At 71.2% G+C, this 24,325-nt stretch carries 22 protein-coding genes and 1 pseudogene; 15 read left to right on the forward strand and 8 right to left on the reverse strand.

From position 1 onward, the window contains the following. The 8 genes and pseudogenes from ABZV94_RS25225 to ABZV94_RS25260 form a co-directional block, all read left to right on the forward strand. Positions 1–1,238: pseudogene (locus ABZV94_RS25225) on the forward strand (hypothetical protein); the annotation flags it as partial. Positions 1,239–1,247: 9 nt separating this feature from the next. Then, positions 1,248–1,661, forward strand: coding sequence for a roadblock/LC7 domain-containing protein (locus ABZV94_RS25230; protein ID WP_014675212.1), 414 nt, complete (start codon positions 1,248–1,250; stop codon positions 1,659–1,661). A 111-nt stretch (positions 1,662–1,772) separates the two neighbouring features. Further along, positions 1,773–2,171 (forward strand): DUF742 domain-containing protein, encoded by a 399-nt coding sequence (locus ABZV94_RS25235; RefSeq protein ID WP_009190816.1) that lies wholly within the window; start codon positions 1,773–1,775, stop codon positions 2,169–2,171. Then, positions 2,152–2,727 (forward strand): ATP/GTP-binding protein, encoded by a 576-nt coding sequence (locus tag ABZV94_RS25240; protein ID WP_014675211.1) that lies wholly within the window; start codon positions 2,152–2,154, stop codon positions 2,725–2,727. The genes ABZV94_RS25235 and ABZV94_RS25240 overlap by 20 nt, the downstream gene beginning before the upstream one ends. 398 nt (positions 2,728–3,125) lie before the next feature. Continuing rightward, the gene (locus tag ABZV94_RS25245; protein ID WP_356343958.1) at positions 3,126–6,386 is read left to right on the forward strand and encodes a nitrate- and nitrite sensing domain-containing protein; all 3,261 of its coding nucleotides are present in this window, start codon (positions 3,126–3,128) and stop codon (positions 6,384–6,386) included. A gap of 10 nt (positions 6,387–6,396) precedes the next feature. After that, positions 6,397–6,810 (forward strand): roadblock/LC7 domain-containing protein, encoded by a 414-nt coding sequence (locus ABZV94_RS25250; RefSeq protein ID WP_029385896.1) that lies wholly within the window; start codon positions 6,397–6,399, stop codon positions 6,808–6,810. A 94-nt stretch (positions 6,811–6,904) separates the two neighbouring features. After that, on the forward strand, positions 6,905–7,474 hold the full coding sequence (locus ABZV94_RS25255; protein ID WP_356343960.1) for a DUF742 domain-containing protein: 570 nt from the start codon (positions 6,905–6,907) through the stop codon (positions 7,472–7,474). Further along, positions 7,455–8,036 carry an ATP/GTP-binding protein gene (locus ABZV94_RS25260; protein ID WP_014675207.1) on the forward strand — a complete coding sequence of 194 codons (582 nt, stop codon included), beginning with the start codon at positions 7,455–7,457 and terminating at the stop codon, positions 8,034–8,036. Before ABZV94_RS25255 ends, ABZV94_RS25260 begins: the two co-directional genes overlap by 20 nt. A gap of 148 nt (positions 8,037–8,184) precedes the next feature. Here ABZV94_RS25260 and ABZV94_RS25265 read toward each other — a convergent pair whose 3' ends face one another. The 4 genes from ABZV94_RS25265 to ABZV94_RS25280 all read right to left on the reverse strand — a co-directional run bounded on the left by ABZV94_RS25265 (position 8,185) and on the right by ABZV94_RS25280 (position 13,008). Next, positions 8,185–8,376, reverse strand: a complete 192-nt coding sequence (locus ABZV94_RS25265) for an acyl-CoA carboxylase subunit epsilon (RefSeq protein ID WP_356343962.1) — start codon at positions 8,374–8,376, stop codon at positions 8,185–8,187. Positions 8,377–8,411: 35 nt separating this feature from the next. After that, positions 8,412–10,007 (reverse strand): acyl-CoA carboxylase subunit beta, encoded by a 1,596-nt coding sequence (locus tag ABZV94_RS25270; RefSeq protein ID WP_356343964.1) that lies wholly within the window; start codon positions 10,005–10,007, stop codon positions 8,412–8,414. Positions 10,008–10,161: 154 nt separating this feature from the next. Continuing rightward, positions 10,162–12,459: a polysaccharide lyase 8 family protein gene (locus ABZV94_RS25275; protein WP_356344008.1), complete on the reverse strand. Its 2,298-nt coding sequence runs from the start codon at positions 12,457–12,459 to the stop codon at positions 10,162–10,164. Between the two features lie 42 nt (positions 12,460–12,501). Continuing rightward, complete coding sequence (locus ABZV94_RS25280; RefSeq protein WP_356343967.1) at positions 12,502–13,008, reverse strand: hypothetical protein; 507 nt, start codon at positions 13,006–13,008, stop codon at positions 12,502–12,504. A 223-nt stretch (positions 13,009–13,231) separates the two neighbouring features. On the opposite strand from ABZV94_RS25280, the gene ABZV94_RS25285 reads away from it, so the two are divergent. Beyond that, positions 13,232–13,837, forward strand: a complete 606-nt coding sequence (locus ABZV94_RS25285) for a YceI family protein (RefSeq protein ID WP_356343969.1) — start codon at positions 13,232–13,234, stop codon at positions 13,835–13,837. Between the two features lie 681 nt (positions 13,838–14,518). On the opposite strand, the gene ABZV94_RS25290 is transcribed toward ABZV94_RS25285, so the two are convergent. After that, positions 14,519–14,956, reverse strand: coding sequence for an ATP-binding protein (locus ABZV94_RS25290; RefSeq protein WP_356343971.1), 438 nt, complete (start codon positions 14,954–14,956; stop codon positions 14,519–14,521). 112 nt (positions 14,957–15,068) lie between these two features. Between ABZV94_RS25290 and ABZV94_RS25295 the strand changes: the two genes are divergently transcribed. Further along, on the forward strand, positions 15,069–15,890 hold the full coding sequence (locus ABZV94_RS25295; RefSeq protein WP_356343972.1) for a helix-turn-helix transcriptional regulator: 822 nt from the start codon (positions 15,069–15,071) through the stop codon (positions 15,888–15,890). Beyond that, entirely contained in the window at positions 15,887–16,069 is a 183-nt protein-coding gene (locus tag ABZV94_RS25300; RefSeq protein WP_356343974.1) for a DUF397 domain-containing protein, read from the forward strand. The genes ABZV94_RS25295 and ABZV94_RS25300 overlap by 4 nt, the downstream gene beginning before the upstream one ends. Positions 16,070–16,084: 15 nt before the next feature. On the opposite strand, the gene ABZV94_RS25305 is transcribed toward ABZV94_RS25300, so the two are convergent. Beyond that, positions 16,085–17,434, reverse strand: coding sequence for a hypothetical protein (locus ABZV94_RS25305; protein ID WP_356343976.1), 1,350 nt, complete (start codon positions 17,432–17,434; stop codon positions 16,085–16,087). Between the two features lie 55 nt (positions 17,435–17,489). Continuing rightward, the gene (locus ABZV94_RS25310; RefSeq protein ID WP_356343978.1) at positions 17,490–20,504 is read right to left on the reverse strand and encodes a glycoside hydrolase family 3 N-terminal domain-containing protein; all 3,015 of its coding nucleotides are present in this window, start codon (positions 20,502–20,504) and stop codon (positions 17,490–17,492) included. 124 nt (positions 20,505–20,628) lie between these two features. Here ABZV94_RS25310 and ABZV94_RS25315 point away from each other — a divergent pair, with 124 nt between their 5' ends. From ABZV94_RS25315 to ABZV94_RS25330, 4 genes are all read left to right on the forward strand, one after another. Beyond that, a complete protein-coding gene (locus ABZV94_RS25315) occupies positions 20,629–22,494 on the forward strand; it encodes a ricin-type beta-trefoil lectin domain protein (protein WP_356343980.1) in 1,866 nt (621 codons plus the stop codon). Positions 22,495–22,510: 16 nt separating this feature from the next. Continuing rightward, complete coding sequence (locus ABZV94_RS25320) at positions 22,511–22,999, forward strand: hypothetical protein (RefSeq protein ID WP_356343983.1); 489 nt, start codon at positions 22,511–22,513, stop codon at positions 22,997–22,999. A gap of 76 nt (positions 23,000–23,075) precedes the next feature. Continuing rightward, a complete protein-coding gene (locus tag ABZV94_RS25325; RefSeq protein ID WP_356343985.1) occupies positions 23,076–23,273 on the forward strand; it encodes a hypothetical protein in 198 nt (65 codons plus the stop codon). After that, positions 23,270–23,872: a GPP34 family phosphoprotein gene (locus tag ABZV94_RS25330; RefSeq protein WP_356343987.1), complete on the forward strand. Its 603-nt coding sequence runs from the start codon at positions 23,270–23,272 to the stop codon at positions 23,870–23,872. Before ABZV94_RS25325 ends, ABZV94_RS25330 begins: the two co-directional genes overlap by 4 nt. A gap of 25 nt (positions 23,873–23,897) precedes the next feature. Here ABZV94_RS25330 and ABZV94_RS25335 read toward each other — a convergent pair whose 3' ends face one another. Beyond that, positions 23,898–24,323 carry a VOC family protein gene (locus tag ABZV94_RS25335; protein WP_356343989.1) on the reverse strand — a complete coding sequence of 142 codons (426 nt, stop codon included), beginning with the start codon at positions 24,321–24,323 and terminating at the stop codon, positions 23,898–23,900. Positions 24,324–24,325 lie beyond the last annotated feature (2 nt).

Here is a 24,325-nt window from a genome sequence, read left to right on the forward strand (position 1 = left end):
CCGGCGGCGACCCGCAGTCCCGCACGCCGGACTGGGGCGATGCCCAGGCCCCGCTGTCGCGTGCCTCGCTGGACACTCCGCGCGGCCACGACGAGCAGGACCCGGCGCAGACCGCGCACATGCCGCGCGTGGACGACCGGCAGGGCATGGGCTCGACGGCGGAGATGCCGCGGATCGACGCCCAGGGACCGGCGGCGACCGGCGAGTTCCCGCGCGCCGAGCTGAACGGCGGTGCGCACACGGGCCAGTTCGCCCAGCCGGACCAGAGCGGCCAGTTCGGGCGTCCCGAAAGCGCCCAGAACACGGGCCAGTTCGCGCGCCCCGACCACCTCCAGCAGACCGGCCAGTTCGCGCGCCCCGAGAACCCGCAGGACACGGGTCAGTTCGGGTTCCCCGACGACGGCCGCCAGCAGGGCCGCTTCGACGGCGGCGAGCAGCAGGGCGGCGGCTCCTTCGTCCGCTCCGACGTGTTCGGCACGCCGGCGCCCGGGGGGCGGGACAACGGCGCCCAGCACACGGGCCAGTTCCCGGCCCCGCAGGCTCCGCAGGCCCCCCAGACTCCGCAGGCGTACGACGGCGGTGGCTACGACGGCGGCTCCACCGGGCAGTACGCCCTGCCGGGCCGCCAGAACCCCGGCCACACCGGTCAGTTCGAGCGCCCGCAGCCGGCCCGTGCCGACTTCGGCGCCCCGCGTCCGCCGGCCCCGCAGCAGCGTGCGGTCCGCCAGGAGCCCGACAACCGGGGCGCCGCGCAGGCGCCCGGTGACGGATGGGCCCTGCCGCCGGCCAGCAGCCCGGGCGACGGCCGTACGCCGCTGTACGACACGCTGGAGACCAACTGGTTCCACGGCGGCCAGCAGCAGGAGAACGCGCCCGCGCAGCGGCAGCCGCAGGCGCCCGCTCCGCAGCGCCCCGCGCCCGCGCACACCAACGGCAACAACACCGGCTCCTGGCGCACCTCGCCGAACGACGAACTCGTACGGCAGGCCGAACGCGTCCGCCAGCCCGCGGCCGGCGGGGTCACCACCTCCGGCCTGCCGCGCCGCGTGCCCCGGGCGAACCTCGTGCCGGGCACGGCACAGCAGCAACAGCACCAAAGTGGTCCGCAGGTCTCGCGCGCGCCTGACGACGTGCGCGGACGGCTGACCAATCTCCGTCGGGGCATCGCTCAGGGCCGTCAGGCCGGCAGCGGCCAGACCGGCAGCTTCCCGAGCCCCACTCACCAGCAGGAGCGTTAGTTGAGTCCGATGAGCCAGGCGGCACAGAACCTGAACTGGTTGATCACCAACTTCGTGGACAACACCCCTGGGGTGTCCCACACCGTGGTGGTCTCCGCCGACGGCCTTCTGCTGGCGATGTCCGAAGGCTTCCCCCGGGACCGCGCCGACCAGCTGGCGGCCGTCGCGTCCGGTCTGACCTCGCTGACGGCCGGGGCGTCCCGGATCTTCGAGGGCGGCACCGTGGCACAGACGGTCGTCGAGATGGAGCGCGGCTTCCTCTTCCTGATGTCCATCTCGGACGGGTCGTCGCTCGCGGTCCTGGCCCATCCCGAGGCGGACATCGGTCTCGTCGGCTACGAGATGGCACTGCTCGTCGACCGCGCAGGGGCGGTACTCACCCCGGACCTGCGCGCCGAACTCCAGGGAAGTCTGCTTCACTGACCGCCCCCGGCACCACCCACCTCACGAAAACACCGTCCGGCCGCCACAATCCCCCCACCGGCCCCGTCAGACGGCTTGACTGACCGACTTGCTGTCCCGCCCGGAGGATTCATGACCCCGCCCACCGCCCATCATGATCCGTACGCGGAGCCGTACGGGGACGAGGGCGACCAGCCGCTGGTGAGGCCCTACGCCATGACCGGCGGCCGGACCAGGCCTCGCTACCAGCTCGCCATCGAGGCGCTGATCAGCACGACGGCCGACCCGGCAGCGCTCATGGGGCTGCTCCCTGAGCACCAGCGCATCTGCCACCTGTGCCGTGAGGTCAAGTCGGTCGCGGAGGTCTCCGCGCTGCTGGCCATGCCGCTCGGTGTGGCCCGGATCCTGGTGGCCGACCTCGCCGAGGCCGGCCTGGTCGCCATCCATCAGCCGGGTGGGGACGAGAACAACGGCGGCGCTCCGGACGTGACGCTGCTCGAAAGGGTGCTCAGTGGACTTCGCAAGCTCTGACGGGGGCCGGGCCACCACCTCGGCGAAGATCGTGGTGGCGGGCGGCTTCGGCGTGGGCAAGACCACGTTCGTCGGCGCCGTCTCGGAGATCAACCCGCTGCGCACAGAGGCCGTCATGACGTCCGCTTCGGCCGGCATCGACGACCTCACCCACACCGGAGACAAGACCACCACCACGGTGGCCATGGACTTCGGCCGCATCACCCTGGACCAGGACCTGATCCTGTACCTGTTCGGCACCCCCGGCCAGGACCGCTTCTGGTTCATGTGGGACGACCTGGTCCGCGGCGCCATCGGTGCCGTCGTCCTGGTCGACACCCGGCGTCTCGCCGACTGCTTCCCCGCGGTCGACTACTTCGAGAACTCGGGCCTGCCCTTCGTCATCGCCCTCAACGGCTTCGACGGCCAGCAGCCCTACACCCCCGACGAGGTCCGGGAAGCCCTCCAGATCGGCCCGGACACCCCGATCATCACGACGGACGCCCGCCACCGCGCGGACGCCAAGTCGGCCCTGATCACCCTGGTGGAACACGCCCTGATGGCACGGCTGAAGTAGCACTCAAGTACGACGGGCCGTACGGCAGTTGTCGTAAAGGGTTCGGAGCCGACTGTGGCCTTTGACACGGTCGGCTCCGGTGTTCATAACAGTTCGGCAGAGGAATCGCCCGGCATCACCACGCGACGCGGTCGTGTGGTGCCGCTGTGCGCACAAACGCCCCGCCTTTTGGCGGGGCTCGCTCTTTATGACCGTTTTATCTGGCGCTTACAACCGCCTCGTCACCGGGTTTCCACTGTTTGGAAGTGCACTGGTCCACGTGCTGGAATGCCTGAACTGCCCAATGGTCGAAGACGTACTGAGTGCGTACCGAGTACGCACTGGTGGTCGATGGCGAACCGGGCTCTGAGAGACTGCGGCACGACGTAGGTGCCGACCGCCGAGAGGTTGTTGGTCGAGTGAGGCGAAGCAAGAACGGTCCCGAGCCGTCGGCGCGGGGCAACTTCACCCCGCCGCCGCGCGCTGCGGCGCCCGCCCCCGTTCCCGGTGCGGAACCGGCGGCCACTCCCGCGTCCAGCGGCGGCCGTCTCTCCCCGCGGAACTGGCGGGTACCGACCCGGCTGAACGCGATCCTGCTCATACCCGTGGCCGTCGGCCTCGTCATGGGCGGCTTCCAGGTGAAGAGCTCGATCGACACCTGGCAGCAGGCCCGCGACGCCGAGAACACGGCCCGTCTCGTGCGCGCCGCCCTCACCTACGCCGACGCACTGGAGAGCGAGCGCGACGTCACCGCGGCCCCGCTGCTGCTGAACAAGAAGGACGCCGACAGCAAGGCGGTCGTCGACAACGCCCGCAAGGCCACGGACCAGGCCGCCGACGCCTTCGACGAGGCGACGAAGAGCATGCCCGCCACCTCGGGCCTGGAGCGCCGGCTGAAGCTGTTCCGCGAGGCCGAGCCCAAGCTGACGCAGCTGCGGCAGTTGGCGTACACCCCCAGGGCCACCGGCGTGAAGACCGAAGAGGGCTACGTCGAGGTCAGCCACCCCCTGATGGAGTTCGCCAACGAACTCGGTCTGGGCACCGGCAACATCACCTCCTACGGCCGTACCGTCTACGCCATCTCGCTGACCAAGGCGGCACTGTCGCTGGAGCGGTCGATCGGCACCCACCTGCTGGTCAAGCCCGGCCCGGACGCCCCGAACCTCGCGACCCAGCGGGTCTCCCTGTCCTCGTACGCCTACCTGGAGCGCATCGCCCGGGAGGAGTACCTCGGCGGTGGCACCGAGGCCGACGCGCAGAAGCTGAGCGACGCCGAAGCGAAGATCAGGACGGACGCCGCCGGCATGGTCCAGAAGGCCAAGGCGCGGAACCCGCAGTACGTCGCCCCGCCTTCGGACCCGACCCGCATGGTGAGCCTGATCGCCACCATGAAGGACACCAGCACCGCCACCCGTGACGAACTGGCCGCGGGCGGCATCACCGCCGACAACTGGTGGGCGGTCAACACGCTGAAGTACAAGGCCTACCGCCAGATCGAGTCGGACATGGCCGACAAGGCGGTGAACGAGGCCTCGTCCATCGCCGACGACGCCAAGACCTCGGCGTTCATCACCGGTGCCGTGGTCGTCGTCGCCCTGCTGGCCGCGTTCCTCCTGGCCGGTCTGGTGGCCCGCCAGATGAGCCGCTCGATGCGCCGGCTGCGCAACGCCGCCTTCGGCATCGCCGAGCAGCGGCTGCCGATGCTGGTCGACCAGCTGTCCCGCACCGACCCCGGCCGGGTCGACACCCGGGTCGCGCCGATCCCGATCACCACCAAGGACGAGATCGGCGAGGTCGCCCGCGCCTTCGACCAGGTCCACCGCGAGGCGGTCCGGCTCGCCTCCGAGCAGGCCCTGCTGCGGGGCAACATCAACGCGATCTTCACCAACCTCTCGCGCCGCAACCAGTCGCTGATCGAGGGCCAGCTCACCCTGATCACCGACCTGGAGAACAACGAGGCCGACCCGGACCAGCTGGAGAACCTCTTCAAGCTGGACCACCTGGCCACCCGTATGCGCCGCAACGGCGAGAACCTCCTGGTCCTCGCCGGCGAGGAACCCGGCCGCCGCTGGGACCAGCCCGTGCCCCTCATCGACGTGCTGCGCGCCGCCTCCTCCGAGGTGGAGCAGTACGAGCGCATCGAGCTGTCGGGCGTGCCGGAGGCCGAGATCCACGGCCGCGCGGTCACCGACCTCGTGCACCTGCTGGCCGAGCTGCTGGAGAACGCCACCACGTTCTCCTCCCCGCAGACCAAGGTCCGCGTCACGGCGACCCGTCTCCCCGACGGCCGTGTGATGATCGAGATCCACGACAAGGGCATCGGTCTGACCGCCGAGGACTTCGCGGACATCAACCACAAGCTGGCCAACCCGCCGACCGTGGACGCCGCGATCTCGCAGCGCATGGGCCTGTTCGTGGTCGGCCGGCTGTCCGACCGGCACGGCATCCGGGTCCAGCTGCGCCCCTCGGGCGAGCAGGCCGGTACGACGTCCCTGGTCATGCTGCCGGACGCGATCACGCACGGCGGTGGCGGCGAGGCCCCGCTGGACCGCGAGGAGTTCACCGTCTCGCAGATCATCCCGGAGCAGCAGTTCCGGGGGGAGAGCTTCGGCCAGCAGCAGCCGATGCGCACCGCGGCCGAGCTGGGCTTCGACGACAGCCGGTACTCGGAGGTCCCCGACGACCTACGCGACCTGGACCCCGTGGGCCGTTCGCTGATGCGCGAGGAGCGCCGCGCGGCCCTGGAGGCCCAGACGCACGGCCAGCAGCCCGCCGAGCAGCGGCAGGAGTCCGCCGAGGCCCCCGCCGGGTACACGGACCCGTTCACCGGGCAGCAGCAGGCGTACCAGGAGCAGCCGCAGGCGTACGAGGAGCAGTCCCAGCAGACGTACGAGGCGCCGGCGTACGAGGAGCAGTCGCAGCAGACGTACGAGGAGCAGCCCCAGCACGCGTCGTACGAGCAGCAGTACGAGCAGCGCTACGACGAGCGGTACTACGCTCCGAACGGCGAGGCGCCGCAGCACGACGGCTTCTCCGCGAACGGCGGCTACCCGGAGCCCTCGTCCGCGTATGCGGAGCCTGCCCAGACGTCGGCCTACCAGGACGACTGGCCCCAGCAGGACGGCTACCAGAACGGCTATCCGGCCCAGTACGCTCCGGAAACGGAATCCTCGCAGGCCGCTGACGCGAGTGAGCGGAACCGCGTAGGCTTCGACCGTCCGGGAACGGCCTCTCCCGCCGCACACGAGCTGACCGACGCCGGGCTGCCCCGCCGCGGGTCCCCCGCGAGCGGCTCGAACGGCGCCGGCTCCGCGAACGGCACGGCCCGCGTGCAGCAGGAAGCGCCGGCTCCTGCACCGGGGAACGCTCCGGGGACGGGCGGCCAGAGCGGCTGGCGTTCGGCGAACGACGAGCGGTGGCAGCAGGCCGCACAGCTCCGGAAGCCCAAGGCAGGCGGGGTCACCGCCTCGGGCCTGCCGCGGCGGGTGCCCAAGGCCAATCTGGTCGAGGGTTCCGCCGAAACCACCCCCCAGGGAGGCCCACAGGTCTCCCGCGCCCCGGAGGACGTCCGGGGCAGGCTGAGCAACCTGCGCCGGGGCGTCCAGCGCGGACGCAGCGCAGGCAGTGAAACGAACGGCCAGGGCTTCGGTCCTGACAGCACCTACAACCAGGAGCGTTAGTGTGAGCCCGATGAGCCAGGCGGCACAGAACCTGAACTGGTTGATCACCAACTTCGTGGACAACACCCCGGGGGTGTCCCACACGGTGGTGGTCTCCGCCGACGGACTCCTTCTGGCGATGTCCGAAGGCTTTCCCCGCGACCGCGCCGACCAGCTCGCGGCCGTCGCCTCCGGTCTGACGTCTCTGACGGCAGGCGCCTCCCGGATCTTCGAGGGAGGCAACGTGAATCAGACGGTTGTGGAGATGGAGCGGGGATTCCTCTTCATCATGTCCATCTCCGACGGTTCCTCCCTCGCGGTCCTGGCCCACCCGGAGGCGGACATCGGCCTCATCGGGTACGAGATGGCCCTTCTGGTGGACCGCGCGGGCACGGTCCTCACCCCGGATCTCCGCGCGGAGCTCCAGGGAAGCCTTCTCAACTAATAATCGGACGGTGCGTATTCGCGTCCCGGGGCCGTAAGGTTTCGGGACGCGGTTCCCCAGGGATGGGTGCCCGGCGCAGTCGGAGGAGGAGAAAGTGGCAACACCCCCAGGCGGTTCGTCTTCGGGCAACTGGTCGTACGGCCCTGCCCAGGGCCCGAGCGATGGTTCGGCGAACCCGTACCACTTCCCCTCCTCCCCCGGCCACCGGCAGCCGTACGCCCCGCAGGGCCCGGGCCCGTCGCCGTACGACCAGCCTCCGGCGCCGCGCATCCAGCCGGTCCAGCCGCAGCGCCGCCCCGAGCCGGCACCGGCTTCGGCGTCCAACAACCCCTTGGTGCGTCCGTACGCCATGACCGGCGGCCGGACCCGCCCGCGCTACCAGCTCGCCATCGAGGCGCTGGTGCACACCACCGCCGCTCCGCACCAGATGCAGGGTCAGCTGCCCGAGCATCAGCGGATCTGCAACCTCTGCCGGGAGATCAAGTCAGTGGCCGAGATCTCGGCCCTCCTCACGATCCCCCTCGGCGTGGCCAGGATCCTCGTCGCCGACTTGGCGGAGGCGGGCCTGGTCGCCATCCATCAGCCCGGCGGCGACGAGAACGCCGGTGGCCAGCCAGACGTGACACTGCTCGAAAGGGTGCTCAGTGGACTTCGCAAGCTCTAGCGGCGGTCCTTCCCGCTCCACCACCTCCGCGAAGATCGTGGTGGCGGGCGGCTTCGGCGTGGGCAAGACCACGTTCGTCGGCGCCGTCTCGGAGATCAACCCGCTGCGCACAGAGGCCGTCATGACGTCCGCTTCGGCCGGCATCGACGACCTCACCCACACCGGAGACAAGACGACGACCACCGTCGCCATGGACTTCGGCCGCATCACCCTGGACCAGGACCTGATCCTGTACCTGTTCGGCACCCCCGGCCAGGACCGCTTCTGGTTCATGTGGGACGACCTGGTCCGCGGCGCCATCGGCGCGATCGTCCTCGTCGACACCCGGCGTCTCGCCGACTGCTTCCCCGCGGTCGACTACTTCGAGAACTCGGGCCTGCCCTTCGTCATCGCCCTCAACGGCTTCGACGGCCAGCAGCCCTACACCCCCGACGAGGTCCGCGAGGCGCTCCAGATCGGCCCGGACACCCCGATCATCACGACGGACGCCCGCCACCGCGCGGACGCCAAGTCGGCCCTGATCACCCTGGTGGAACACGCCCTGATGGCCCGCCTGCGCTAGCCGCTCCCGCTCGACGACGGGGTCCTTTCCTCCGGAGAGGGCCCCGTTGCCGTACCCCGGTGCCGCTTACGCCGATCGGGTGATGGCAGACGCCACGGCCCCGCTCTCCCGAAGGAGAAGCGGGGCCGTGGTGGACGCGCTGCGGTGCTCAGTGCCAGCTGTGCGGGGCCCGGAAGCCGCCCTCTCGCTCCAGGCGGCGCCAGCCCGCCTTGGCGCGGGCTCGGTGGGTCGCCGAGGGCTCGGGGCGGGCGGCGGCGCGGGCTAGGAGGATCGCGGTGATGGCGGCGACTTCCTCGGGCTCGGCGTGGCCCTTCTCGACGCGGATGTCAGGAGTGCTCATGGGTGTCAGTCTCCGTGAGAGAGATGTCCGCCGGGTTACTGTGGCGGGTTGCCGTGCTTGCGGGAAGGCAGGTCGGCGTGCTTGGTGTGCAGCATCGCCAGGGACTTGATCAGCACCTCGCGGGTCTCGGCGGGGTCGATGACGTCGTCGACCAGGCCCCGCTCGGCCGCGTAGTAGGGGTGCATCAGCTCGGACTTGTACTCCTTGACCATCCGCGCCCGCATGGCCTCGGGGTCCTCGGCCTCCGCGATCTGCCGGCGGAAGATGACGTTGGCCGCGCCCTCCGCGCCCATCACGGCGATCTCGTTCGTCGGCCACGCGTAGGTGAGGTCGGCGCCGATCGACTGGGAGTCCATGACGATGTAGGCACCTCCGTACGCCTTGCGCAGGATGAGCGAGATCCTCGGCACGGTCGCGTTGCAGTAGGCGTACAGCAGCTTCGCGCCGTGGCGGATGATTCCGCCGTGCTCCTGGTCGACACCGGGAAGGAACCCGGGGACGTCCAGGAAGGTGACGATCGGGATATTGAAAGCGTCACACATCTGGACAAAGCGCGCAGCTTTTTCGCTCGCCTCGATGTCCAGCACGCCCGCCAGGACCTGGGGCTGGTTGGCGATGATGCCGACGACCTGGCCGTCCAGGCGGGCGAGGGCGCAGATGATGTTGCGCGCCCAGCGCTCGTGAACCTCCAGGTACTCGCCGTCGTCGACGATCTCCTCGATGACCTTGGCCATGTCGTAGGGCCGGTTGCCGTCGGCCGGGACCAGGTCCAGCAGCGCGTCACCGCGGCGGTCGACCGGGTCCGTGGAGTCGACCCGCGGCGGGTTCTCCCGGTTGTTCTGCGGCAGGAGCGACAGGAGGTAGCGCACCTCGGCGATGCACGTCTCCTCGTCGTCGTACGCGAAGTGGCAGACACCGCTCGTCTCGGCGTGGACGTCCGCGCCGCCCAGGCCGTTCTGGGTGATCTCCTCGCCCGTGACGGCCTTGACCACGTCGGGGCCCGTGATGAACATCTGGGACGTGTCGCGGACCATGAAGACGAAGTCCGTCAGCGCCGGGGAGTAGGCCGCGCCGCCCGCGCACGGGCCGAGCATCACCGAGATCTGCGGGATGACACCCGAGGCCTTGGTGTTGCGCTGGAAGATGCCGCCGTAGCCGGCGAGGGCGGAGACGCCCTCCTGGATGCGGGCGCCGGCGCCGTCGTTGAGCGACACCAGCGGAGCACCGGCCGCGATGGCCATGTCCATGATCTTGTGGATCTTGGTGGCGTGGGCCTCGCCGAGGGCGCCGCCGAAGATCCGGAAGTCGTGGGCGTAGACGAAGACCGTACGGCCCTCCACCGTGCCCCAGCCGGTGATGACACCGTCGGTGTACGGCTTCTTCGCCTCCAGGCCGAAGCCGGTCGCCCGGTGCCGGCGCAGCTGCTCGACCTCCTGGAAGGACCCGGGGTCGAGGAGCAGCTCGATCCGCTCCCGCGCCGTCAGCTTGCCCTTGGCGTGCTGCGCCTCGGTCGCCTTCTCGCTCGGGCCCGCCAGAGCCCGGGCACGGATCTCGTGCAGTTCGGCGACCCGTCCGCGTGCGTCCGTCGGCTCGCCGGTCGGCTCACCCGTCGTCTCTTCCAAAACGGTCATGTAGCGACCTTACGAAGGACCCGAAGAAAAGCGAGCCGTCGACTCTGTACAGTCTCCGGCCCGTTTTCCTGGTGCCAGTGAACAGAACCACGGCGGCATGCAGGCATTCCGACTGCTCAGGAGGGCGTCCCGTTGTAGGGAGGCCACAAAGCCGTCAGCCGAGAGTCAGCTCACATTCATGGGTGGCACATGCCCTCCCCGGAGTGACACGGAGCCTCAGACGGCGGTCAGCCGAAAGGACCTCCACGCCGTCGCCGGCCCGTGTCACCGCGCGCACCGGACGGTCCCAGACCAGCTCCAGCGGGGCTCCGGTGCGGGGCGGCTCGCTCACGCGAAGGGTGGCCGTGCGGCCCCGGCGTACGACGAGCACGCTCGCGCCGGCCGACACGGTCAAGTCGCCCACCGTACCCGCCCGCCAGAAGTTCCCCGCCACCAGGCCCAGCCGGGGGACGGCGACGGCCTGGCGGTCGGCGTCGTTCGCGAGGACGGACAGCCAGTGCCGGTCGGCGGCCCGGGCGGCGGTCTCGGCGCGCGAGGCGCCGGGCAGCAGGGCGTAGGCGTAGCGGGCGGCCTCCGGGTCGGTGCCGTGGTCGAGCCACAGGGTCTGCCATCGCCGGGTGCGCCGTTCGTCCGTGCTGGTGGTGTTGATGTCGGACCAGGCGCCGGTGCGGTCCTCGCGGAGGGTGTGCAGCTCGCCGCCGCACGGCAGGATCCAGCCGCCGTGCTCCTCCAGGTGGGCCCAGTTCCGCCCGCGCACGAAGCCCTGGGTGCCGTTCTCGCCCAGGTTGCGGCTGTCCACGACCGTCTCCACCGGGACGCCGTCGGCGCAGGAGATGCCGGCGCCGAGGCAGACCACGGCGTCGTCGAGGAAGAACCAGGACTTGCGGGCCTGGAGGGTGGAGCCGAGGCCCTTCAGGTGCTGGCCGACCGCCGCGTACGTGCCGTCGGTGGTCCCGCCGACCCAGCGGACGTCCGGCTTGGGGGCGCCCCACTCGCCGCCGGCCCGGTCGGGGAGCCGCTTCGTGGACACGGTGGTGCCGGGCAGCCGGTACCAGTCGACGGTGGGCCAGTACCAGTCGGTGTACTGGTCGCCGTGGCCCCGGGGCCACCAGGAGAGCATGCCGGACCCGGTGTGCCAGCCGCGCGGGTTCTCGCCGTTGCCGCACTCGTAGTGGGCGATGCGGTCGCTGGCCATGGCGAGGGCGGCGGTGAAGCGGGGCGTGCGGTGGACGGCGCGGTCCATGGCCGGGAAGAGGCGGTGGCCGAGGGGTTCCGGTGCGGCGGGTCCGGGGGAGGCGGCGACGGCGTGCAGCCGCGCGAGGTCGGCGACCCCGAACTGACGTGACGTCAGCACGGGCACCACGGTGTCCCGTTCGATCCAGCCCTTGATCCGGCCGTGCCACCGCTCCCGCTCGGCCGCGCTCGCGCCGCCCGCGAGGAGGGCGAGGGCGGCGATGAGGGCCTGCCCGTGGTAGTGGTCGCTGCGCAGCACGTGCTGGTCGTCACTGCGCAGACAACCGCGGCTGATGGCACGGCCGTTGACGCAGTCCATGACCAGCCCGTCGTGGATCAGGGGCGCCCAGGCGTGCTCGACGCCGTCCAGGATGTTCCGCCGGTCGGGGTCGGTGACCTCCCACGCGGACCCCGCGAGCAGCGCGAACAGCCGCCCGAGTCCGTCGAGCAGGACCTGCCCGTACGTACCGGAGTAGGCGACCCAGGTGTGCTGGACGAACGAGCCGTCGGCATAGAGGCCGTCGCCCTTCGTCACGTACGGGAAGACGGGCGAGAGGGCGTCGCGGGCGAGGGCGAGCTTCTCCGGACTCCGGCCGAGGATGCCGCGCAGGGCGACCGAACGGCACAGGTCGACGCGGTTGGCGCCGGTGGAGGTGCCCGAGTAGTCGGTGAGCGCGCTGTCCGGGACGAAGTGGTCGACGGCCGCGCAGGCCGCCGCGATCCGGGCGGGGCCGGCCTGCTCGTACAGGGCGGCCGTGATGTCCATCAGCAGCCGGGGGCTGCCGATCTGCCACTCCCACCAGTTGCCGTAGGGGGTGGTGGCGGGGCGGTAGACGGTGGCGGAGAGGTGGTCGAGTCCGCGCAGCGCGTCGGCGAGGAGGCCGGGGTCACCGGTGGAACCGGTGCCGGCCTGCACGTACGCCTGGGCCATGGTCCACAGGCGGCCGTAGCTGAAGGTGATCCCGGAGGGCGGGTCGAACGGATGCCCGGGCCAGAGCGAGCCGGGACCGGGGACCATGTCCGCCTGGAACTCCCTGGCTTCCTGCCCGAGTCGGGCGAGCCGGGAGGCGTACGGCTCGGCGGCCGGGTCGTACCCCGCGCCCAGGGCGATGCCGAGCCAGCGGCGGCGCAGCACGTCGTACGGGTCGTCGGCCGCCCGGGCGCCCGGCGCCGGGACGGCGGCGAGGGCGGCGGCCAGCAGCAGCGCGCGTCGGGTCATGCGCACGGGCCCGGTCACCGCCCTCTCTCCTCGACTCCCGGCTCAGCAGCCGCCACAGTTGTAGTAGAGGACGTCCCAGTGGCTGCCCTCGTCGGCATAGATGTTGCCGGAGCCGGACTGGTACTGCGGGGCACCGTCGCCGCGCAGGCCGATGTAGCTGAAGTTGTTCTTGATGTACGACGTCACGCACGTGTTCTTGCCGTAGTCGAGCTTGTAGCCGTTCCAGTGGGAGTAGGTGCCGGAGGCGTGGCCGGTCTCGGTGCCGCCGGTGATGTTCAGCGCGCAGCCGCTGGCCCGCTTGAGGGTCTGGGCCCCCTGGGCGGTGGCGAGGTTCAGCTGCTCGAAGGAGGTACAGGTGGAGTTGTAGCGGTCGGAGCAGTTGCCCGAGGACGACCAGGTGATGCCGACGTCGCGGAACATCTGGGTGGCGGTCGCGTGGCTGATCTTGGTGACGGCGAAGGCGTCGGTGGCGGTGCCGAGGACGGCGACGCCGGGGGCGACGACGAGGGCGAGCGCGGTCAGCAGCGCGCGGGTCTTGAGCGGCTTCATGGGGACCTCTCCTGCGGTGGGCCGTGCGTCCTGTGGGTCGGCTGTGCAGGTGGTGCAGCCAGATGGTGCCCGAGCGCTCGGCCGGTGCGCCAGAGGGCGGAATCGATTACTCGGCGCATTCGCGGAAACACGCTGCGGATGATGTTGAAAACCGAACCGAATGGGTCTACTGTCTGAGTCACAGGTTGGTTTAACGTTCAACAAGCAGCACAAGGAGCACGCCATGGGAATCTTCAGCCGCAAGGACACCACCCCCGCCCCCGCCGCGCAGGCCACGGCCGGCCCCGACCTGACCGCGCTGACCGGCGACTACACGATCGACCCGTCCCACAGCACGATCGGCTTCGTCGCCCGCCACGCCATGGTCACCAACGTCAAGGGCGGCTTCAAGGACTTCACCGGCACCCTCCACCTCGACGGCGCCGACCCCACGAAGTCCACCGCCACGCTCGACGTCCAGATGGCCAGCATCGAGACCGGCAACGCCGACCGCGACGGCCACCTGAAGTCGTCCGACTTCTTCAAGATCGACGAGTTCCCGGTCATGACGTTCCGCTCCACCAGGGCCGAGTCCCTGGGCGGCGACGACTACCGCATCACCGGCGACCTCTCCCTGCTCGGCGTCACCAAGCCGCTCACCATCGACCTGGAGTTCAACGGCGCCGCGAAGGACCCGTTCGGCAACGAGCGCGTCGGCTTCGAGGGCAAGACCGAGATCCTGCGCTCGGAGTGGGGCCTGACCTGGAACGCGGCGCTGGAGACGGGCGGCGTCCTGGTCTCCGACAAGATCAAGCTGGTCTTCGACATCTCGGCGATCAAGAACGCGTGAGCCTCCGGCAGCCGGCGGGGGGTGGGCACGGTGCCCGTCGGCGACAGGTGACCCTTGGGCCGGCCGGTGCCGGGCTTCCGCGAGGGAGGGTCGGACGCGCCTCGCCTGCACGCCGGGCCGGCCAAGCGGCTACGGGTGGGAGGTGGGGCGCGTCTCGCATGGACGCCGGGTCGGCTCAGCGGCGAACGGTGAGCGGGTGGCTGGGGCGATCCCCATGGAGCGGCGGGCCCCTCAGTCGGTGATGGGCAGATTCGTGCCAGGCGCCGCGGGCAAACAGGCAGGTCAGCGGGCTGGGTGGTTGGCGGAAGTGGCCCAGATCCGCCAATCACCGAACCCGTGTGATCTGCGGGGCCCGTGAGGCCAGCGGGACACTGAGCCAGGAGTGACTCCGCCTCCCCACCCACCGGCCGCACGCCGCCAAGCCGGCCCGGCGTGCCGGCGAGGCGGGACCGCGTGCCCCTGGCGCCGAGTGCGTACGCAGCCGACGCAAGGGCCCCGTACCGCTAGGCGGCCACTTTCCCCCGGCCGCCCGCTCGCTTCTCCCCCGTGCTGGAGCGGGCCGGGTCAAGGGTGGGCCGGAGGCCCATCGCCGAAGGCGACGCGCAGCGCCCTTGACGCGGACCGTGGAAGCACGACACTGGCCGAGAAGCGGGCGGCCCGACGGCCACCGTCACCGCACGCTCAGCGCAGCCGGCCTGGAACGGCCACCGCGTCGCCCCGCACCGCGAACTCGCACCACACGATCTTGCCGGGGCTCCGCTCCCCCACGCCCCACTTGTCCGCGAGGGCCGCGACGAGGAGCAGTCCCCGGCCGTGCTCCGCCTCCGGAGTCGGCTCCGGAATCCGCACCTCGCCCGGACCACTGTCGTGCACCTCGACGCGGAGGACACCGTCCGTGTGCAGGGCCAGCCTGAGGAGGAAGCCTCGGCCCGCAGGCACGCCGTGGAGGAGGGCGTTGGTCGCCAACTCGCTCACGCAGAGCAGTACGTCGTCGCTGCGCTCGGCTGCGGCCCAGTCCGCCAGTACCTCGTGGGCGAACTCCCGCGCGAGCCGTACCGACCTGCGGTCCCGGCGGTAGATGGCCTGGCGTGTGCGGGGGTGTCGGGGTTCTGCGTTCATGCCGTGAGTGTCACTGTGCGTCACTACACTGGGTCAGTGAGTGAGGTCGTAGTTCTGATTGCTACGAGTCCACTACGAGAGCTCGGGGTGCGTACGGGGGAAAGGAACGGCCATGCACGTGGCATCGAGGCCCAAGAAGGTCGGTTCGTGGTACGCGGTCGGCGCGCTGGTGGCGCACTTCCGCAAGAAGGCGCGCCTCACGCAGGAACAGTTCGCGGAGTCGGCGAACCTCGCGGTCGACACGGTGCGGTCGATCGAGCAGGGGAGGCTGGCCCTCCAGCCGGATCGCGCCGAGCAGTTCGACGAACTCCTCGACACCGGCGGGGCGTTAGCGGTGGTGGTGGCCAAGCTGCCGGTCCGGGACCGGATCGTCCAGTTCGCGCAGGGGCTGGTGGATCATGAGCAGGAGGCGGTCGGCATCCTGTCGTATCAGACCCAGATGGTGCCGGGGCTGCTGCAAACCCGGGAATACTGCCTAGCCGCCTTCGACTCTCGATATCCCGCGCTCGGAAGCGAGACAGCCGAGCAGTGGGTGAACGCCCGCATGGAACGCCAGTTGATCTGGCAGCGGGATCTTCCGCCCGTCGGCCATTTCATCATGGAGGAGAGCGTCCTGCGGCGGCAGGTCGGCGGGCCCGCCGTGATGCGGGAGCAGATTCGCCAAATCCTGGAATACGCCGAACCGGCGCACATGAGCGTGCAGATCATGCCCATGGACCGGATGCCCCACGCGGGGCTCGCAGGTCCGATGACCCTGCTGGAGACACCCGAGCACGAGCGTCTCGTCTATTTGGAAGTGCAGCGCGCGAGCTTCCTCGTAGATGACCCAGAAGAGGTCAGCGACTATCACTACAAGTATGGAATGCTGCGGTCACAGGCCCTCTCTCCGGAGGAGAGCGTGCGCCTCCTGAATGGACTGCTAGGAGAGTCATGAACACCGCAGCACTGGCATGGTTCAAGTCCAGCTACAGCAGCAACGAAGGCGGCGACTGCCTAGAAGTAGCCACCACCCCCACCACCATCCACATCCGCGACTCCAAGAACACCCCCGGCCCCGTCCTCACCCTCTCCCCCGCCACTTGGACCCGGTTCCTCGACGGCATCGCCCGCTGAGCGGCAGCGCGCCGCTCAGAAGTCCCCGCCGAAGTCCCCTCCCCCGCCCCCACCGTCGAAGCCGCCCCCGTCGCCGAAGCCCCCGCTGAAGTCGCCGGGGTCGAAGTCCGTTCCGGAGACGTCGCCGCCCTCGTAGCCGCCCCCGCCGAAGTCGCCGTATCCGGTGCCGTAGTCGGCGGCGTACGTGGGGGTGGCCATCACGCTGCCCAGCAGGGTGCCGACGAGGAGGCCGGGGAGGAGGCCGCCGCCGAAGTAGCCGCCCGCCCAGGGGCCGTAGGCCGGGCCCGCGTCCCAGTAGGGGCGGCGGCCGTAGTCGGTGTCGACCTCGCGGATCACGGGGTCGCGGCCGTCGGCCAGTCGGGTGGCGTCGGCGGCGCAGACCGGGACCTGGCGGGGGGCGCCGCCGGGCGGGGTCCAGGTGGCGTCGGTGACCGAGGGGCCGTGCCGGGGGTCGAAGAAGCAGGGCGGGCGGCGCTCCGGGAGGGGCCGGCCCTCGCGGCGGGCGGCCAGCTGGGCGAGGGAGAAGCGGCCGTCCTCCAGCGCCTCGGTGACGGACCGGACGTCCTCCGGTCGCCGTGCCGCGGCCATGCGCTGCTTGGCGGTCTCGTAGGCGTCCAGCGCGCGTTCGTAGTCGGCGCGCATCGCGTCGTCGGCGCCCGCCTCCGAAGGGTGGAAGTCCAGGCGGTCGAGTTCTTCGCCGAACGCGGTGATGTCCTCGTCCACGACCACCCGCAGCCGGTCCAGGGCGGCCCGCTGCTCCTCCTCGCGGCGCCGGCGGTTGCGGCGGACCAGCGCGTACGCGCCCGCACCCGCGGCCACCAGGACGGCGGCCGTCGTGATCACCGCCGTGGTGGAGGCGCCGCCGCCGGCCGCGCCGCCCCAGCTCCGGGGGGCGTGGCCGCCCATGTTGGCCAGGGCGCGGTCGGTGAAGTCGGCGAGCTGGGCCTTGGCGTCCTCGCCCTGGACGCTGCGGACGAGGTTCTGCCGGGCCGTGGCCGGCAGGACGGAGGAGTCCGCGCGGGCGTCGAAGCGGTCACCGAGGCGGATGCCGTAGAGGCCGGTGACGCCGGTGGCGGAGCGGAGGTCGGAGAAGAGGTGTGCGGTGGGGTAGCCGGCCGGGAGGACCGCGATGAACAGGGGTTTGTTCGCGTCCTTGATCCGGTCGGCGAGCGTGTCGGCGTCCGCGGCGGACAACTGGTCACGGGCCGCCGGGTCGACGTAGACCGGGCTCTTGCGCAGGGCCTGGGCGATCGTGGAGACGCTGGTGTCCGCGCCGGCCCCGGGCGCGAACAGCATCGTCAGCGCCAGGGTCAGGGCGGCCACCAGCAGGGCGGGGAGGCTTCGGGTCCGCGGAACGGCCTTCATATCTCGAACGTACCCGAAGCCTCCCCAAAGCGGTCATTCCAATACCTTCCGTAGGTCAGACCGCGCGGTACGCCTCCGTCAGCTTCTCCACCGCCTTCGCGTACCTGCCGGTCAGCAGCAGGTGGTCGGCGTCGGCGAAGGGCTTGGCCACGGCCGCCGTGAGGTGGCCGTCCGCCCTCTGCTGGACGAGCAGCCTGGCCTTGGTGACCAGCGCGCGCCCGGTGCGGTGGTCACCGTGCCGCTCGGCCTTCGCCGCCCGGACGGCGAGGTCGCGCAGGGTGGCCGTGCCGCCCTTCGGGACATCGGTGCGGGTCGTCAGGCCCCAGCCGTACGGGAACTGCGGGTCGTACGCCGTGTCGCCCACGTTGATCGGGAGCTGGGCCTCCGACTTGGGCCAGGTGACCGGGAGCTGTCCGGTGAAGGGGCGCGCGCCGTAGAGGACGTCGGCGACGCCCTCGCCCTCGGTGCCGGGCAGCCAGGAGGCGACCAGGGCGTCGATCTCGTCCAGCCGGTCGCCGACGAGCTGCGGACGGCCGGAGACGATCAGCACCGCGCACTTCATGGCCGCGCAGACCTTGTCGACGGCGGCCCGGTCGGCGGCGGACAGGGACAGCGAGTGGCCGTTGCCGACGTCGCCGACGCCCTCGGCGTACGGGGTCTCGCCGACCACGACGACACCGACGTCGTAGCCGCCGGTGGGCGCGGAGGCGTCCTTCGAGTAGGTGACGTTCCCGCCCGCCTTCCGCAGGCCCTGGAGGATGGTCGTACCGGGGACGGTGTTCCCGGAGGCGCCCTGCCAGGTGAGGGTCCAGCCGCCGGTCTGGTTGCCGATGTCGTCGGCGTTGGACCCGGCGACGTACACCTTCTCGCTCTTCTTCAGCGGCAGCAGCCCGCCCGCGTTCTTCAGCAGCACCTGCGACTCGGCGGCGGCCCGGCGGGCGACCTGCCGGTGGGCCGGGGACCCGATGGCGGCGGCGCCGGAGGTGTCGGCGTACGGATGTTCGAAGAGGCCGAGCTTGAACTTCTCGGTGAGGATGCGGGAGACGGCGTCGTCGATCCGCTTCTCGCTGATCCGGCCCGCCTTCACCTCGTCGACGAGCGCGGTGCTGAACTCCTTGTAGGTGTACGGCACCATCATCATGTCCACGCCCGCGTTGACCGAGGTGCGGACGTGGGAGGCGTAGTCGCCGGGGAGCTGGTCGATGGCGTTCCAGTCGCTGATGACGAAGCCGTCGAAGCCCATGCGGCCCTTGAGCACGCCGTTGATCATGTCGCCTCGGGCGTGCATCTTCACCGCGCCCTTGCCGTCGCCGGCGATGTCGAGGGAGGAGTACGACGGCATGACCGTGCCGATGCCCCGCTCGACGGCCGTGCGGTACGGCGCCAGGTGGATGTCCTCCAGCTGCTCACGGGTGACCTTGGTGACGCCCTGGTCGATGGTGTACGTCCCGGTGGTCGAGGAGCCGTAGGCGGTGCCGCCGTCGCCGACGAAGTGCTTGGCCGTGGCCAGCACCTTGTCGCCCCGCTTCAGGTCCTTGCCGTCGGCGCGGCCCTGGAGGCCCTGGATGACGGTCTCCATGGAGTCCACGAGTGCCGGGTCCTCACCGAACGACTCGTAGGAGCGGCCCCAGCGTTCGTCGCGGCTCACGCACAGGCAGGGCGCGAAGTCCCAGGGGACGCCGGTCGCGCGGACCTCCGCGGCCGTCACCGAGCCCGTCTCGTAGGCGAGTTCGGGATCGCGGGTGGCACCGATGCCGACGTTGTGCGGCATGACCGTGGCGCCGGAGAGGTTGTTGTGCCCGTGGACCGCGTCGACGCCGTAGACCAGCGGGATCTGGAAGCGCGTCGCCCGGGTCCGCAGCTGGAAGGCGTCGATCATCTTGGCCCACGCCTCGGGGGTGTTGGGCGTGGGTGTCGAGCCGCCGCCGGAGAGCAGGGAGCCGAGGGCGTAGGCGGCGATGTCGTCCGGCCGGCTCATCGCGCCGCGTTCGGCCTGGGTCATCTGGCCGGCCTTCTCCGCCAGGGACATCCGGCCGAGCAGGTCCGCGACCCGCTTCTTCACGGGCAACTTGGCGTTCAGGTACGGCAGTCCGTGCGCGTCGATCACGACCTGCGGGGTCTCGGCGGGCGCCTTCGCACCGGTGACCGCGAGCTTCAGCGGGATGGTCTCGGCGGGTTCGGCGGCCCGGTCCCGGCGGGTGGGCACGGCGATGGTCCGCGCGGTGCCGGAGGCGGTGCCGGCCGGGAAGGTGAGGGTGCCGGAGACGGGGGTGTAGTCCTGGCCGGCGGTCGCGGTGCCGTCCCCGGTGGCGTAGGTGACGGTCACCGGGTCGGTGAGGGGCTGCTCGCCGGTGGTGGCCACGGTGACCCTCACCTTGGCCGTCCCGCCCTCCTCGACCGGGTGCACGGGCGCGTCGGTGCCGACGGAGGCGCGCAGCGCCTGGTCGGCCCTGCCGTACAGCTCCACGTCGTCCATGGCGAAGTCGCCCTTGCCGCCGGCCGGGAGGGTGAGGGCGTAGCCCCACATCTCCTTGAGGCCGAGGACGTGGTCGATGCCGCCGACGGGCTGGTAGTCGGTGCGGTAGGTGAAGTCGGTGAAGGGCAGCTGGATCTGCTTCCAGCCGGTGAAGTCGTCGGTGAAGGAGGTGGTCCACAGTTCGGACGCCTCGCCGTTCGCCCCGCCGTCCTTGATCTCGAAGGCGATCTTCCTGCCGTTGTTCCGTCCCTCCCACCAGAAACGGATGCCCTGGTGGGCGGACCAGTCGTGGGCGGGCGCGGTGGCGGCGAAGTCGTGGGTGAAGCCGCCGTAGCCGCTGATGTCGTAGCTTCCGGCGAGGACCTTGCCGCCCTCGGGGGCGTCGGCGCGGTCGGCGAGGCGGAGCGTGGGCGGGTCGTCGGAGTCCCCGCCCCAGGTGAAGATGCCCTCGGCGGGCTGGGAGGCGAAGGGCACCTCGCCCTCGAAGCGGTCGACGGGTACGGGGGCGGGTTCGTCGGCGGCTCGCGCGGTCGCCGCCCAGGGCAGCAGACCGGCGAGGAGTGCGGCGGAGGCGAGCAGGGCGGTTCTTCGCATGGACCTTCCCTCGGCTCTCGTGGTTCACTCAGGGCTTAGCTCACGCCGTGAGTTAACTAGGGGCACACATCCCCGTCAAGACGACCCGTCAGCTCTGCCGATCCGAGAGGAAGGGCGACGCACCATGAGGAGATCCCCCCGCACAGTCCGGCTGTTGCTCGCCGGGCTGCTCTCCGCAGCCGGTCTCAGTGTGGCCGTACCCCCCGCACACGCCGCCGGTGAGCAGGTGACCGCCTGGCTCACCACCACCGACGACTCCGCCGGCCGGCACGTCGTGCGCGGCCTCCAGCCGCAGACGCCGTTCGCGTTCCAGTCCGGGACCGGCGGGAGCGGCGAGAACATCACCGTCGACGAGAACACCCGCTACCAGACCTTCACCGGCGGCGGCGCGTCCTTCACGGACACCGCCGCCTGGCTGATGAACAGCAGCGGGGCGCTGTCCCAGGCGACCCGGGACGCGACCATGCGCAAGCTGTTCTCGCCGACGGACGGCATCGGCCTGTCGTTCCTGCGCAACCCGATGGGCGCCTCGGACCTCGCGCGGTACGGCTACACGTACGACGACGTGCCGTCCGGCCAGACGGACCCGTCCCTGGCGAAGTTCTCGATCGCCCACGACCTCGCCGACGTCGTGCCGCTCACGAAGCAGGCGCTCCAGCTCAACCCGTCCCTGACCGTGATGGCCTCGCCGTGGACGGCGCCGGCCTGGATGAAGGACAGCGGCTCGCTCAACGGCGGCTGGCTGAAGGCCGAGGACTACGGGGCGTACGCCTCCTACTTCGTGAAGTACCTCCAGGCGTACAAGGACCAGGGGATCAACGTCTCCTACGTCACCGCTCAGAACGAGCCGACCTGCTGTTCCGGCTACCCGTCGATGAGCTGGAACGCGAGCGGACTCGCGTACTTCACCAAGAACGAGCTGCTGCCCAAGCTCCAGTCGGCGGGCCTGACCACGAAGGTGCTGGCGCACGACTGGAACTGGGACGTCTACGACTCCTACGCGGCCCAGACCGTGGACGACCCGGCCGTGCGCGACCACCCCAACTTCGGCGGCATCGCCTGGCACGGCTACGGCGGTGACGTCGCCAAGCAGACCGCCGTGCACAACCAGTACCCCGCGCTGGACGCGTTCGGCACCGAGCACTCCGGCGGCACCTGGATCGCCAACCAGCAGCGCGAGGACATGTCCAACATCATCGACTACACCCGCAACTGGGCGAAGTCGGTGACCAAGTGGTCGCTGGCCGTGGACCAGAACATGGGCCCGCACAACGGCGGCTGCGGCACCTGCACCGGCCTGATCACCGTGCACAACGGCGACGGCGCGAGCGGGACCGTGGACTACACCGTCGAGTACTACGACATGGGCCACCTGACGAAGTTCGTCCGCCCCGGCGCCCAGCGCATAGCGTCCACCGCCTCCACCGCGGTGCCCAACGTCGCCTGGCGCAACCCCGACGGCGGCAAGGCGCTGATCACGTACAACGACTCCTCGTCGGCGCGGACCGTGACCATCAACTGGGGCTCCCAGCACGCCACCTACACGCTGCCCGGCAAGACCTCGGCCACCTTCACCTGGTCCGGCACCCAGTCCGGCGGTGGCGCCAGGACCGGTGCCTTCGTGGGCCTCGCCGGCAAGTGCCTGGACGTGGCGGGCGGTTCCAGCGCCAACGGTACGGCGGTGCAGCTCTACGACTGCAACGGCAGCACGGCGCAGCAGTGGACCGTCCAGGCCGACGGATCGATCCAGGCGCTCGGCAAGTGCCTGGACGTGACCTCCGGTTCGACGGCGGACGGGGCCAAGGTGCAGTTGTACGACTGCAATGGAACCGGTGCCCAACGGTGGTCGTACAACGCGTCCACGGCTGATGTGGTGAACACGGCGGCGAACAAGTGCCTCGACGTCACCGACAACTCGTCGGCGAACGGGGCCCGGGCGCAGATCTGGTCGTGCACCGGCGCCGCCAACCAGAAGTGGACCCTGCGGTGAGGCGGTAAGGCGGAGCATGCGACGTACGGGGGCCGTGGCGGCGGGGATCGTCGGCGGGATGCTGCTGCTCAGCGGCTGCGGCGCCGTCGACCTGCCGCTCGCGGGGGTGCGGGCCGCACCGGACGGGACGCCGTACGCCGTGTTCCGGCCGTGCGGTGACGACCGCTACCAGGGCCCGGCCCTGGACGGGCGGGCCCGGGGCGCCGGGAAGGGTCCCGTCACCACCGGGTGGGACACGCGGAAGGAGGGGCTGCGCGGCGACGCCGACTTCCCCCTCTTCGACCCGCCCGCCGCCTGGCACGCCCGCCATCGGGGCACCCGGCACCTGCTGCCCCGGCACCGGTACGTCCTGCGGTTCGGGCACTACGTCGGCGGCGACTCCTACAACGGGGTCGTGGAGTTCACCGGCGAGCAGATCGCCCGGCTGAAGCCCGGCCAGGTCTGGGCGGACGACCGGGCGATGAGCCGCGCCGCGTTCGAGCGGCTCGCCGCCGACTCGTGCTGAGCGGCGCCCGTCCGGCGGCTGGGGGACGATGAAGGGGGCCGGCCCCCAGCCGGCCACCCACCAAGGAAGCGGGATCATGCGCGAGTTCCTGGTCGAGATCACCACCTCGGTGCCCGACGGCACCCCCGCGGGCCGACGACGAGGCGCGCCGCGCGAGCGGATCCTCGGTACGCTGCCGCTGCCACCCTGGACGCAGCGGCAGCGTCACTCCACTGGAGTCCCGTCCGAACGACCCCGGCCGCAGCTGACGGCCGGTGACCTGGAGCCCTCATGACGACACCGCAGGACCTGTTCCTCGTCACCCTGGACGTCCCCGGCGAGCGCCCGGTCGAGCAGGGCGATCTGTCGCTGGCGCTCGCCGGGGCCGAGCTGATCGACCTGCTCGGCGCCCGGGCGCTCACCCTGGACGGCGAGCGCATCGTCCCCGGGCCGGTGCTGACCACGGGTGACCGGCTGCTGGACGAGGCCGGGGCGAGGCTCGTCCGCGAGGAGCCGTACGAGACGGTCGAGGACTGGCTGTGGCGGCGCGGGGAGGGGCTGGCCGTGGCCTACCGGGACGTGCTGGAAGCCGACGGGCAGCTCACCGGGAAGCGCCGGCACTGGTGGCCGGGCCGGGGCGGCGGCGAGACACCGGCCGACACCGCCGCCCGGCGGCACGCGACCGACCGCTGGGACTCCCACGACCCGGTGCTGACCGGCCTCGCGGGCACCCTGGGCATCGAGCCCGACCGCACCGCCTCCTCCGGACTCGACGACGAGGCCGTGATCACGGTCCTGGCGGCGGTCGGCGACGCGGTCACCGAGCTGGAGGCGGTGCGCGAGCGGCGCCGCATCGAGAACATCGCCTTCGACAACATCTGGCGGGCGCCCTGAGCGGCCCCGGACCGGCCGGCGGGCCTCACAGGATCAGCTGGCCGATCCCCAGCAGGTTGCCCTCGCTGTCCCGGAACCAGGCGCCCCGTTCCGCCCGCGCGCCCTTGCTCGGGTAGTTGCCCTCGATCTGCGCGATGCCGTCCCGGGTGCGGAAGCCGGGCACGTCGACCTCCTCGAACTCGACGCCCCGGCGCCGCAGCTCGGTGACGACCGCCTCGATGTCGTCCACCTCGAAAGCCATCTGGGTGAACGTGCCGGGCGAGGCCCCCGTCGAGCGGAACACGACGAAGTCCACGCCCGCGCAGCGGTACAGCAGCCCGCCGGGCCGTTCGTCCACCGGGTACAGGCCGAGCTTCTCGGCGTAGAAGCGGCGGGCCCGGTCCAGGTCCCGGGCGGGCAGCCGGGTCGCGACGCGGGCCCGGGACAGCACGTCATGGGTTTCTGAGGTCATGC

Source organism: Streptomyces sp. NPDC004658, from assembly GCF_040609555.1.
In the GTDB taxonomy this organism is placed as follows: domain Bacteria; phylum Actinomycetota; class Actinomycetes; order Streptomycetales; family Streptomycetaceae; genus Streptomyces.